This window comes from Methanobrevibacter sp., assembly GCA_022775905.1.
Lineage (GTDB): Archaea > Methanobacteriota > Methanobacteria > Methanobacteriales > Methanobacteriaceae > Methanocatella.
Genome location: JALFJX010000021.1, coordinates 55593 through 69796 on the forward strand (window position 1 = coordinate 55593; position 14204 = coordinate 69796).

A 14204-nucleotide genomic window follows, 5' to 3' on the forward strand; every position below is an offset into this window, starting at 1 on the left:
TAATGTATTTCTTAATTTTTTAAACACTACAAAGGGTCATCATGTTAAACAAATCATCTAATATAATCGAGAAGGAATTCAAAAATTTACGTAAGGAGCTATTGGATTTAACTTTAAGAAATCAACTTCTTAACTTTAAATCAAGAGCTAAAACCATCACAATAGTAAATCAGACTCCTGTAAATCTTTTTCAGACATTAGTTTTACAAGATAGTAAAATGTATTTTGTAGCTAATAAGAAAGATAAAAAGGAAGATAAATCCTCCGTATGGGATCATATTCCATTTGATTTTTCAAAGTTTTCAGAAGGGGATAAGAAATTAGCTACTGATCTGACTCCAAAAGAGCTTCAAAAAAGATTATATTACATCAATAACCAAGCTAAGACAATGCTTCAAGAGCAAGGTTATAACATTTTATATTTGGCTATAGGTTTTCTAGAATGGACTGATAAAGCAAAGCCAAAACAAAGAAATAATGCTCCTTTAGTGTTAATTCCGGTTGCAATGGAAAGGAAAAAGGTTGGAGAATCATTCAATCTTGAATGGACTGGAGAGGATATTCAAACAAATATTTCACTTAAAGCTAAATTGTTGGAAGCAGGTATTGAGTTTCCTGATTTTGAATTTAAAAAATATGGTGAAGTAATTGATCATTATATTGCCAGTGTCCGTCGTGCAGTAAGCAGAATGGATGGTTGGAAAGTTAATAATAATGTAGCTTTAGGTTTCTTCAGTTTTACAAAATTTGTCATGTACAATGACTTGAATCCAGAAGCTTGGGAAGACAATGTGGATTTGACTAAAAATGAATTAATCCAAGCTATTTTTAATCCTGCTAAAAATGACCATGAAGAATTCAGAGAAGAGGATATTGACTCAAGACTTGAATATCAAAATATGTATCAGGTTTTGGATGCTGATTCATCTCAGATTGCTGCAATTCAGGATGTAAAAGCAGGTCGTAACCTTGTTGTTGAAGGACCTCCTGGAACTGGAAAATCACAGACAATCGTGAATTTAATTGCTGAATTGCTTGCAGAAGGTAAGTCAGTTTTATTTGTATCAGAAAAGATGGCGGCTCTTGATGTTGTAAAAGACAGATTAACTGCTGTTGGTCTTGGTAAATTTGTTCTAGAATTACATTCTCATAAAACAAGAAGGAAAAAATTCCTTAAGGATTTACAAAAGGCTACAAATGTAAGGTCTCAGGAACCATTAAACATTGATCAAACAATTCGTAAATTGGAGACATTACGCCGTCAACTTGATGATTATTCACAAATTATTCATAAACCTGTATTTGCTGTTAATTTATCAGCATTTCAGTTATATGGTATGAAAGAATCTGCTGATGATCATTTTGCATCAAAAAATGTATTGATGCCATTAGTTAGGTTTAACAATCCTGAATCAGTCACTTTAAAAGATTTGGATGATTTGAAAATATCTTTAGAAAACTTAGCTGAATTATATCAAACAATTTCTAAGGAAAATCCTTGGAGCAAATGCTCACCAAAAAGTTTGCTTCCTGCTGACTTAAGGGAAATTGAAATGTTGATTGGGGATTCATTGTATTCTCTTGATAACTTCCTAGTTGAACGTGGAAGGGTTTATGATATTTATGGAATCAAAAAACCAGATACATTGAATGAATTCCAAAATTCACTTTCAGCTTTTGAACTAATTAAATCTCAGAATGCAGAATTGATTGATGGAAGTATCTTGAAATCAGGAGCATGGAATAATAACAATGATGATGCATTTAAATTAATACGGGAGCTCCAAAGGTATCAAAATTATGCTGAAAATTTAAATAAATTTAACCAAAGTATTTTCCAAGTGGATATTGATAGGTTAATCTATGAGTTAAGAAACATTTCAAATAAGAAATTCAGATTCTTCAATAATAAACAGCACATTGAACTTGTTGAAAGATATTATTCTGTTCCTGTTTCTGGAAGTGTCGATGATATCATAAGAGATTTGCAAGAAGCAAAATCCATAATTAAAATCAGAAAAAACATTGAAGCAAATAATGCATTAGGCCAAAAATACTTTGGAGGATATTGGCATTTGAATGCAAATATTAATGACTTAAAAACTATTGCAAATTGGATGCATGAATTTACTGCACTTGTACGTGAAGGAACATTCTCTGAAAATACAATAGAATTGATGAGTAAAGATTTATTTGATATTCAACCTGAAAGAGACCTTGCAGACTATATTGATGCTGGTGAAGAATTTGTCAGAGTATTGTCAAGACTCAAAGACAAATTAAATCCAAGAAGCAAATTAATCTTTAAAAGAGAAACTGGTGATGTTCCATTTGAAGCATGGAAAGAACAGTTGTATAATTGGAGGGGGCAGTTATCAAGCCTTCACTTATGGTCTCAATATTTAAATACCAAAAATTCTTTAAGGTCATCTGATGCTAAGATGTTTGTGGATTCAATCGAGAAAAGAAACATCAAAAAAGAAGATATTGAAGCATTAGTTGATGGAAACTTTGCAGATTCACTATTAAACATATTATTTGTAGAAAATCATGAACTTGCAACATTTGTTGGTGAACTTCATGAAAATAGAATTCGTGAATTCAAAGATTTGGATAAACAAATCTTGGTATTGAATCGTAAAAGGATTTATCAAAGATTAAACAGTAATATTCCAAAAATCTTTGGAGGAACTGAAAATCCACAAGCTAAGATTCTCGCTGGTGAATTCACAAGAAAAAGTGGACATATGCCAGTTAGAAAACTCCTGGAAAAAACTGGTGGGTTGATAAAACAAATTAAACCTTGTTTTATGATGTCTCCTTTATCTATTGCACAATACTTAGATCCAACAAATGAAGAATTGCAATTTGATGTTGTTATTTTCGATGAAGCAAGTCAAGTAAAACCTGAAGATGCATTAGGTGCATTTATGAGAGGTAAAACTGCAGTTGTAATGGGAGATACTCAACAATTACCTCCAACTTCTTTCTTTGACCAAATGTCTGATGCAGAAAGTGATGAAGAGGAAGCAACATCATTAGATATGGAAAGTATTTTACACTTATGTAAATTGTCATTCCCTGTTAAAATGCTTAAATGGCACTACCGTAGTCGCCATGAATCATTAATTACAGTTTCAAATAGGGAATTTTATGATAATGATTTGTTAGTTTATCCTTCACCTTCACATAATGACCCTGAACTTGGTTTGAAATTCCATTACAATCCAAATACGGCATATCACAGAGGATCATCTTCTGCAAACCCTCTTGAAGCTCAGGATGTTGTAGATGAAATTTTCCATCACTTTGAAAAATATGGTGATACAAAAAGTTTAGGTGTTGGAACATTTTCTGTTGCTCAAAAAAATGCAATTTTAGAAGCTTTAGAAGTAAGACGTAAAGAAAGGCCTGAATTTGAACCATTATTCTCAGACAATAAAGAAGAAAGATTCTTTGTTAAAAACCTCGAAACAATCCAAGGTGATGAAAGAGATGTTATCTTAATCAGTGTAGGTTATGGTTATGATCAAGACAGAAAAATGTCCCTCAACTTCGGTCCTTTAAACCAAAATGGTGGTGAAAGAAGGCTTAACGTATTAATTACTCGTGCAAGAGAAAAATGTGTTGTATTTTCAAACTTCAAAGCTTATGATATGAAGTTAACAGCAAATCCACCATATGGTGTAAAATCATTAAAAGAATTTTTAGAATATGCTGAAAACTTAACATTGGGAACAGACAATCAGAATGCATATACAAAAGAACCATTTGAAGATGCAATTGCTAGTTTCTTGGAAGAAAATGGTTATACAGTTGATAGACAAATTGGCTGTGCAGGATTCAGAGTAGACCTTGCAATAGTTGATGATGAAAATCCTGGAAAATATATTTTAGGAATCACAACGGATGGTAAAATGTATTCCTCAAGTAAAGTAGCTCGTGATAGAGATAGATTACGTGAACAATTATTGAATGGACTTGGTTGGAAGCTTTACCACTTATGGTCAACTGATTGGTATAGAAATAGGGATTTAGGGCGTAAAAAATTATTGGATTTCGTTCAAAAATCAATTCGTCAATCACGTGAAGAAGAAAAACGTAGATCTGAAGAGGAGAAAAAATTAGCTGAAAAAAGAAGATTGGAAGCTGAAAAAAAAGCTGAAGAATTGCGTATTGCACGTGAAAAAGAGGAAGCAGAAAGAAAAGCTCAAGAAGAACAGGAATCTCATGATGAAATCAATATTGAAAGTATAGGGCCTGCAGACTTCGTTGAAGTTGAAAAGGTTGATGATGGTGATTTTGATCCTAGTGGATTTAATGAAAGTGATAATGTTGATGATGCTGAATTCTTAGAAAAACCAATTGATGTAAGTTCAATTGATCCGGCTGAATTCTTTGAAGATGAACCTTCAAAAACTACTATTAATGAAGATAATATTATAAAAAATACTCCTTCTGAGTTTGTTAGTGTTGAGTATTCTGATAGTGATGTTGATTTTGAGGATGTTTCTTCTGAGTTTGTTAGTGTTGAGTATTCTGATAGTGATGTTGATTTTGAGGATGTTCCTTCTGAGTTTGTTAATGATGAAATGAGTGAAAACTCTCAAGATATTAAATCTGAGAATGAAACCCAATCAAAAGATGTTGTTGAAGATGATATCAAATTTGAAGCGCAACATGATTCTGAAGATAACTCTGTTGCATTTGATGAGGTTAAATCTGAATTCAATGATAATGCTGAATCTGTCAACAATGATATTGGATTTGAGAAGGATACTTCTCAAGATGAGTCTGCTCAAATGTTTGAAGATGAAGATTATTCTGATGAACCGGAAGGTATTTCTAAAATAATATCTGATAAATTTAAATCATTCTTGAAATCTAATGAAGAAGAAGTAGATGAAAATAATCATTCATTTTTCTCATCTCCTAAATTTACAAAGGATTTGAGTAAAAATTCAGATAGTTCCAGTGAAAAACATGATGAAATAAATAATGAATTTGCATCAAAAGTTAATGATTATATTGATGATGAAATCATAGAAGATACTCCAATTGATTTAGATTCAGGAGAAGATGCATCTTCAAGTTTCAAAACACCTAAATTTAGCAGTAAGGTCGATATTGATTCTGATGATTATATCGTTGTTGATCATAGTAATGATGAAGTTTCTAAATCTACATCTACTAAACATAAAAATGTTAATGTAAAATCTGATGATCATAGTACTGTTCAGGATGAAGAAATCATGTCTTCTTATAGTGATGTTGAAGATGATGAGGTTATAATTGTGGATCATAGCAATGATGAAACTCCTGAAGAAGACTATTTTAAATATAATTTAGATGAAGAAATTGATAAGGATTATGAAAATAAACATTCTGAGGATAAAAAAACTGAAAATATGTCAAATGAAAATATGGATGATGATAAGGTTGATTTAGGTTCTGATGAGGATTATATCTATGTTGACCACAGTCATGATGATGAACGTGTATTGGATGAAGATGATGAGGTTAAATTTGATTTCAGGTCAGATGATGTTCAATATGAAACTGAATTTGATGTGAATGAAAAACCTCAAAGTCAAAAACATCATCACAGAAGAGGAATTAATTTAAGATCACGTATCTCTGATGTTGTCAATGGTGAATCTCATTTTGAACAAGAGGAAGTTGAAACAGTTAGGGGTGAAATAATTGATGAGGATGATTATCAATATAAACCAGCTCCAAGTGATGATTCAGTTGTTGAGGCTGAGATTGTTTATGATGATGAAGAATTGAATATATTTAATGATAATTTATCTAGTGATAATCTTGAAAAACCAACTCCTAAACATGTTTATGATGATGACGAATGGAATATTTTCAATGATGATTTGTCTGATGAAACTCTTGAAAGGCCAACTCCTAAAGATGATTATGTAGATGAACCGGAAGTAATCCTTGAAAAACCTAATCATAGAATGGATTACACTGAAGGAGAGGAATTGAATATTTTCACTGATGAATTGTCTGATTTGAATAAAGATGAAATTAACAAAAAAGCTACAGATATTGTGGGTAGGGCAATGGAAGAATTCCTTGAAGATGTATTTGATAATGATGATGTTGAAAATAATGAAAAAACAGAACCAGAAAATATAATCAAAGAAGAAATCCCTCAAAATGATGAAGTGATTATTGAAGATAAAGAAAGTGAAGAACCTAATGTGAAAGAGCCTTCCAAAAATATTGGGGATGGTGTTACTTATTACCAAGGGTCAAATGATGTAAAAAGTAAACTTAGAAAAAATAATTTCTACTATGAAGAGGAAAGGCCAAAATCTGTCAGAGAATCAATTAAAGGAATCAAAAAGGATATTACATATATTAATAAATCTTTAAAAGAAATTGAAAATCCTACTAAAATTGATTATGTTTCTGTTGTTGATAGGACTGAAGAATATGATCCTATGGATTATTTAAGTAGGCCGAGTGATGATGATTCAGATAAAATCATTGAAAAAGAGGAAGAATTAACATTTGCCGAACAAGAAGAGATTAGAATTGAAAAAGAAATGATGATGGATGCTCTTAAAAAAGAGATTTCAGAAGAAAAAGAAGTCATTGTTCCAGTTCATGAGCAAAAAAGAAGAGAAGATCTTAAAGATCAAGCATTAGAAGATATTATATTGAGTGCTAATGAAGATTATAAAGAAATTGAACGTCAAAGACGCAGAAAAGACAATCAATTCAAATCCTTTGATGATAATAGACTTCCAGGTAAAAGAAAAATGGAAGATGAAATTGTTGATTATGTCCATATTGAAGATATTGGATTGCATTCATCAGATGAATTATACAGACAATCCATAGATAAGGTTGCTAAGTCTATTAATGATATTGTAGATATTGAAGGTCCAATTCATGTTAAAGAAGTCATTAACATTGTTAGGGATTCATGTAATATTAAAAGAGCAGGAGCTACCTTGAAAAAACGTGTTAATGAAGGAATAAGTGAAGCTGAAAACTCTGGATATATTATCAGGATTGGGGACTTTTTATATGATGCTTCAAATAATAATATTGTAATTAGAAAAAGGAATAAACCAAATATTGATTTGATTTCAGATGAGGAAATTGCTAAAAATATTGAAACCGTATTGCTTCATAAACAGGATGTTACAACAAAACAAGTTGCAAAAGAAACATCACGTAACTTTGGTTTTAGATCAACTTCTAAAAAGACTGCAGCAAGAATCAACAGTGTTTTGGATTTAATGATTGCTAATAATAAAGTTAAACTCGATAATGATATTGTTGAACTTAAATAGGTTAATTCATGTCAACTAAAGTTAAATCTCCTGACAATTTACCAAATAAGCCTGGTGTCTATATTATGAGAGATAATACTGACACCATTATTTATATTGGTAAAGCAAAAAATCTCATAAAAAGGGTAAAATCTTATTTTCGAGAAAAACTTGATAGACCCAAAACTCAAATTTTAATGAGTCATTTTGATAGTTTAGAGTATATTATAACTAATTCAGAAAAAGAAGCTTTGATATTGGAAGCTACTTTAATTAAAAAGCATCGTCCAAGATATAATATTCAATTAAAGGATGATAAAAGATATCCTTATGTTAAGATTACTGATGAAGAATTTCCTAGATTAGTTATTACAAGAAATGTAACAAAAAATGGGATTTATTTCGGCCCATTTACTGATGTGGGTTCAGTCAAACAAACTGTTAAATTTTTAAAATCATTATTTAAAATAAGGACCTGTCGAAATATGAATGGGCCTTGTTTGAACTCACAAATTGATTTATGTTATGCTCCTTGTGATGGGAGAATTTCCAGAAAGGATTATGCTGAAATCATAAGCAAAATTGATCTGTTTTTCCAAGGAAAATATTCAACCATTGTTAAAAACCTTAAAAAAGAGATGATGGAAGCAGCATCCAATGAGGAGTTTGAAAAAGCAGCTATAATAAGGGATCAAATTTCTTCTATTGAAGAGATAATGGAAAAACAGTTTGTTGATTTGGTTGATGATGATTTGGACCAAGATGTAATAGCCATGGCTCCAAATAAAAATGAGGTTATAGTTATTATAATGCCTATTAGGAATGGTAAGATTGTTGGCCGTGATGACTTTTTAATGAGTAGTTCAGAGTATGATTCATCATCTGAAATCATGTTTTCATTTATCCAGCAGTATTATGGATATAATAGGCACATTCCTAAACAAATTCTTTTGGATGAAGATATTGATGAGAAAAAATTGCTTGAAGATTGGTTAAGTGATTTAAGAGGAAATAAAGTTAAAATTAAAGTTCCTCAAAAAGGTGTTAAATTAAGGCTTGTTAAAATGGCTAAAAAGAATGCTGAAATTATCAAACATCAAAAGAAGAAGATGGAAAATTCATTAATAGAGCTTAAAAAATACCTTAAACTTGAAAAAGTGCCTCATGTTATTGAGGGATATGATATTAGTAACATTTCAGGTAAGTTTGCTGTTGGTTCAAAAGTATCATTTAAAGATGCAAAACCTAACAAAAAAATGTATAAACATTTTAGGATGGAAACTCCCGGTCCGAACGATTTTGCAATGATGGAGGAATTATTGACTCGTAGATTAAAAATGATTGATTCAGATCCAGAACCTGACTTAATTGTGATTGATGGAGGTAAAGGACAGTTAGGTATGGCTTGTGGTGTTTTGGAAAAATTAAATCTTACTCATATTCCTATTATTGGTCTTGCAAAGGAATTTGAAGAAGTATATATTCCAAATTCAAGTCGTCCTATTATTATTCCTAAAAATAATACTGCATTGCATTTGCTTCAGCAAGTTCGTGACGAATCGCATCGTTTTGCAATAACCTATCATAGAAAACTCCGTAGTAAGAATATTCAAGCTTCTTCTCTTGATGATATCGTGGGGATTGGTAAAAAAAGAAAAATTAGCCTTTTAAAAGAATTTGGTAGTGTGGATAATATTAAAAAGGCATCAATTGAGGAATTGGCTAAAATAAACGGCATGAATTTAAAAACGGCTGAAAATGTCTATAATTATTATCACTAATCTAATATTAATTTTTATGAAAATTGGCTAAATTTCAATTAAGTTTAAATATAAGTTGTTTAATAAACTTTTCATAAGAAATGATAAAAGGGTTTTTTAATTATGGTTAAATGTCCACGATGTGGTTATGAAAATTCTTCCACTGCTGTATATTGTGATAACTGTGCTTATCGTTTAACTGATTCTAAGGGAAATAAATTCAATAATTCTCGTAGAACTAGCAGTTGGAATATTGGCATAGCAAAAAAAATTGTCATTGTATTGGGAATAGTTATCATTGCGCTATTGTTATTCTCATTTGTTTATAACAACACACAACCTTCTCATGAAGATTCATTTAATCTTATCACTGATAACGGTACTGTTCATAAAACTGCTCCTTATCCATATAAAGCTGTCATTGAATATGAAGGCAGTTGGGGCGCTCAAATGGGTGATCCTAATTATCTTGTAAGTGAAGATGGTTATGGAGATAAAACATTTACACTTGATTGCGCCGCATGGGATAAAATATCAATCAGTGCACAAAAATATGATTACGGTGAAGGGGAATTACACGTAAAATTATTAAGAAATGGTGAAGTTGTAGCTGAAAACTCAACTACAAATGTAACTGGTAGTGTGGTTGTTAATTATAATTAATCTATTTGATTAAGTTTTGATTCTAATAGATTAACTAATTCTTCAGTTTTATATAGTCTGATTTCTTGGTCTTTGCCTTTGAATATTTTAATAAATTCAATAAGGTCATTGCATAATTGGTCATATTGGATACTGAAGGTGTTGTAGTTATTCATTAATGCAAATAGTTTTTCTTTTTCGAGTTTTTCAGGTTCCCTTAATATCCTTTCGATATTAGCAAAATGAGTTTCAATCATGAGTTTTTCTTCTTCTAAGATATTTTGATATTCTTGAACTTTGTTTTCACTTGCCATTTTAATCACTTTTTTAATTAATTAATATAAAATATAAATACTTTCATTAATATAAATTTGTATTGATATATAATGGGGTAATAAATAATGATAAAAGTTGAAAATGTAAGCAAAGATTATGAATTAGCTGATGGAACTATAATCACTGCACTTAAGGATGTCAGTTTTAATGTTAAAGAAGGTGAAATTTTAGGTATTATGGGTAAAAGTGGTTCAGGTAAGACTACTTTATTAAGAGCACTCAGAGGTGTTGAACATATTGATAGTGGAAGTATTCAAGTGGGAAAAGCAAAAGTTACCTCTGAATCATCCCAATTCTTTTATAATAATCTTAAAAAAGAAACTGCAATACATCTTCAAAGATCTTTTGGTATCTGGCCGGATACTGTACGTGAAAATATTCTAAGGAAATTATATGCTAGAAGATATTTTGACGAAGGAGATACTAATTTTGAAGTTGCAGAAAGTGAATTCGGTGAGGAAGCTGATGAACTTTTAGAACTTGTTTCATTAACCCATAAACAAAACCATTATGCATCTGTGTTAAGTGGTGGTGAAAAACAAAGACTCATTATGGCAAGGCAACTTGCTAAACAGCCTAAAGCTTTACTTCTTGACGAACCTGCAACTATGGCATGCCCTAAAACAAAACAAGAGATATTGGATGCAGTTAAAAAAATCAACAAGGAATTGAATATCACTGTCATTGTAGTATCTCACTTGCCTGATGTTCAAAAATACTTAGCAGATAGAGTAATTTTACTTGAAGATGGTGAAATTGCTGATGAAGGGTCTGCAAATGATATTTGTGAGAAGTTCATGGCAGATATGGATGATATTGTTGATATAGATAATATTGCAACAGATGATGATGTTATTCAAGTAAATGATGTATTCAAAAGATTTTTCTTACTTACTGGTGGGGAAGTTTTACAGATTGAAGATGTAAACTTCACAGTTCAAAAAGAAAACATTTTAAGCATTATTGGTCCTAGTGGAGCAGGTAAAACTGTCCTTTTAAGGATGATTGGTGGTCTTGAAGACCCTGATGAAGGAGAAGTATTGTATAATGTTGATGGTGAATGGAATGATGTTGACATTCCAGGTATGGGACGTATGAAAATCAGATCTAAATTAGGTTTCATGCACCAAGAATTTGCTTTAAGCCATTATGCAACTGTTTTAGATCAATTAGCCACTAGATTAGGTTATAAAAATCAAAATATTGTTAAAGAAGCTCAGGAAAGAGCTAGAAAAATTGGACTTAGTGAAGAATTATTGGATTCATTTTACTTACTCACTGATTTACCTGAAATAGAAGCAAGAGACAGATTGAAAAAAATTGGTCTTGATTCTGATATTTTAGATGATTTATTCCCTAAATTCCCTGAAACTGCAACAAAAGAAGCAGTTAAAGATATATTTGAAAGTCTTGATTTAGACATGGATATTTTGCATAGGAAATCATATGAATTATCTGGAGGTCAAAAAGTTCGTGTAATGCTTGCATTGATATTAGTTTCAAGACCAAAATTCTTACTTTTGGATGAACCTTTTGGAGATTTGGACCCAGTTACATTAAGAGATGTAACAAATGCTCTTAAAACAATTTCAAAAGATTATGGAATTACAATTGTAATGATTTCCCACAATACTGACTTTATTAAAGAATTAAGTAACAGAGCAGTATTCATGGATGATGGAAAAATTATTGATGATAGTGAAGATATTGATAAGATTGTTGATAATTTCATTGATTTTTGTCATGCAGATTATTTAAAAGGAGAATAAATATGTTCGATATTATTGCAGTTCCTGTAGATGGTTCTGATTATGGATATCAAGCAGCAGATGTTGCTATTGAAATAGCTCAAAAGTTTAACTCTAAAATTGCAGCAGTTAATGTTCTTGAAGAGTTTTCTTTTAGTAGCTATGATTCTGAAGAAGATGAAGGCAATTCAATTTTATCAAAAATTACTAAAAAGGCTAATAGTGTTGGAATTGAAGTAACTGAACATTTAATCACTGCTGATCCTTTAAGAGATATGAAATTCATTGTTGATCAAACACGTGCTGATTTAGTTGTTATTCATGCACATGGTTCAAATAATAACAGATTTGTATCTTTTGATGAGAGTTGTGTTTCAGATACTCAAATAGGTTCAGTTTCAGAAAGACTCTTGAGAACCTCAGATGTACCTGTATTATTAATTAAGTAATTACTGAATGTTAATATTTTATATTATTGGTATTATTTTGTAAAATCTTGAATAATGGGATCTTTTAGCAGGATTAATGGCTTTTGATAGTGGTAAAAGCGTTGTTAATGAACACAAAGGTAATGCATCAATAGCTGTTACAGGAGATGTTATGTTTGCACGTAATATGGAAGGAATACTTTCAAGTGGGGAAAATCCTTTTGTAAATGTAGCTAATGTAACTTCTAAAACAGATTTACTTTTAATTAATTTTGAGAATGCAGCTACAACTTCAGAAAATGCAGTTAAAGGGGATGTTCCTCTTAAAACAAGTCCTAGTTTTGTTTATTTAGCTCGAAATAATCCAAATACTATAGCTTCACTTGCAAATAATCATGCATTCGACTATGGAATTGATGGTATGCATGATACAATCAAATCTTGAGAAAAATAACATAACACCAATCGGTGCGGGTGATAATGTAGATGAGGCACATAAAGGTGTTACAAAAGAGATTAATGGTCGTAATATTACAATATTCAATTTCATGGATTCTGAAAACTTTGCAGAATACAGTAATGAAGTAATGCCAGTTGCTACCAGTGACTCACCAGATTACTTAGCATATAATTCTAGTGTTTGTAAGGACATTAAAGAAGCTCATGAAAACTCAGACTGTATAATCGTATTTTTCCACTATGGAAATGAATATAGTACATCTCCAAATGAAAATCAGGTAAAAATGTCTCATGAAGTAATTGATGCAGGAGCAGACATTGTTCTAGGTTCACATCCTCATGTTCCTCAGGGAATGGAATTTTACAACGGGTCAATGATTTTTTACAGTTTAGGAAACTTTATTTTTGATCAAAAAAATCCAGATACACATGTTGCTTATTTTGTAGAAATAAATTTAGTTAATGAAACTGTTGAATGCACAGTTCATCCAATTAGTATTGTAAATTATTTACCTCAGTTTATGTCTCCAGATAATGGAAAATCATTACTTGAGAGTTTGAGTCCTTCATGTGATAAATTAATAATTGAGGATGATGGAACTGGAAGAGTATCATATAATCTAACAGATTAATGAACTAAAACTAAACTCTTCTTTTATTAAATCGTAATTATTCAGTTTAATACGATATATTTATATTATTAGGATGATAAAAACACATATAGTGTCTTAATGTATATTTTAATAAAATACTGATAAAATGTGATTAAATGGATTTGAAAAGTAATTTTAAAGAATCATTGATGTATCCAATTAGGAATTATAAAAAGTTTATACTACTTGGAACATTATTTATTATTTTAGACATTAATACTCGCGTCTTTTTAAATTCAGATAATCCTATTCTAACTATTTTTTGTGTTATAGATTCTATTATTTTATTGATTATAATAATGGGAGATTTGATTTCTATAATCCAGGAAACCAGACTAATTACTAATGAATTTGAGTTTGGATGGTGGGAAAAATTTGGAATAGGTGTGAAAGGATTTTTAATTTCTTCCTTTGGCATTGCAATACCTTTAATATTATTCTTATTAATTACTTATATTACTGGAACTGGGGAATATTATTTTGATATACTTGAAGTAGGTGTTAATGGATTAACTATTAATTTATCAGTGATGTTTAATGATTATTCATTTATAGTCCTTTTAATTAACCTTTTTATAGTATTACTTTTTATTTATTTTACAGTAATTGCATTAGCTAGATTATCTCACACTAATAATCTATTGGAAAGTGTTAATATAAAAAAGATAATTGAAGACTTAAAAAATATAGGAATAATCCATTTTACTTTATGGGTGCTAATAATGTTCATTTTGATGATTATTGTGGGCATTGTATGTGATAAAGTCTATTATATTAGTTATGTAGGATTAATAATTTCAAGTTATATATTAGTGCCTTATATAGCTATGTTTTTATTCAAAAGCATTGGAAATGAATACTCAATTTAGGTAAAAAT

At 30.4% G+C, this 14204-nt stretch carries 7 protein-coding genes and 1 pseudogene; 7 read left to right on the forward strand and 1 reads right to left on the reverse strand.

Going from position 1 to position 14204, the window contains the following annotated elements:
• The first annotated feature begins 41 nt into the window (after window positions 1–41).
• From MR875_05945 to MR875_05955, 3 genes are all read left to right on the forward strand, one after another.
• Window positions 42–7322 (forward strand): DUF3320 domain-containing protein, encoded by a 7281-nt coding sequence (locus MR875_05945; protein MCI6994374.1) that lies wholly within the window; start codon window positions 42–44, stop codon window positions 7320–7322.
• A gap of 8 nt (window positions 7323–7330) precedes the next feature.
• Window positions 7331–9082 carry an excinuclease ABC subunit UvrC gene (gene uvrC, locus MR875_05950; GenBank protein ID MCI6994375.1) on the forward strand — a complete coding sequence of 584 codons (1752 nt, stop codon included), beginning with the start codon at window positions 7331–7333 and terminating at the stop codon, window positions 9080–9082.
• Window positions 9083–9184: 102 nt separating this feature from the next.
• Window positions 9185–9724, forward strand: coding sequence for a zinc ribbon domain-containing protein (locus MR875_05955; GenBank protein ID MCI6994376.1), 540 nt, complete (start codon window positions 9185–9187; stop codon window positions 9722–9724).
• Here MR875_05955 and MR875_05960 read toward each other — a convergent pair.
• Window positions 9721–10017: a hypothetical protein gene (locus tag MR875_05960; protein ID MCI6994377.1), complete on the reverse strand. Its 297-nt coding sequence runs from the start codon at window positions 10015–10017 to the stop codon at window positions 9721–9723. The genes MR875_05955 and MR875_05960 overlap by 4 nt on opposite strands.
• Before the next feature lie 87 nt (window positions 10018–10104).
• Here MR875_05960 and MR875_05965 point away from each other — a divergent pair, with 87 nt between their 5' ends.
• The 4 genes and pseudogenes from MR875_05965 to MR875_05980 all read left to right on the forward strand — a co-directional run bounded on the left by MR875_05965 (window position 10105) and on the right by MR875_05980 (window position 14196).
• Window positions 10105–11808, forward strand: coding sequence for an ATP-binding cassette domain-containing protein (locus MR875_05965; GenBank protein MCI6994378.1), 1704 nt, complete (start codon window positions 10105–10107; stop codon window positions 11806–11808).
• Window positions 11809–11810: 2 nt separating this feature from the next.
• Window positions 11811–12236, forward strand: coding sequence for a universal stress protein (locus MR875_05970; GenBank protein ID MCI6994379.1), 426 nt, complete (start codon window positions 11811–11813; stop codon window positions 12234–12236).
• A 166-nt stretch (window positions 12237–12402) separates the two neighbouring features.
• A pseudogene (locus MR875_05975) lies at window positions 12403–13306 on the forward strand (CapA family protein).
• A gap of 320 nt (window positions 13307–13626) precedes the next feature.
• Window positions 13627–14196 carry a DUF4013 domain-containing protein gene (locus tag MR875_05980; protein ID MCI6994380.1) on the forward strand — a complete coding sequence of 190 codons (570 nt, stop codon included), beginning with the start codon at window positions 13627–13629 and terminating at the stop codon, window positions 14194–14196.
• Window positions 14197–14204: the final 8 nt, after the last annotated feature.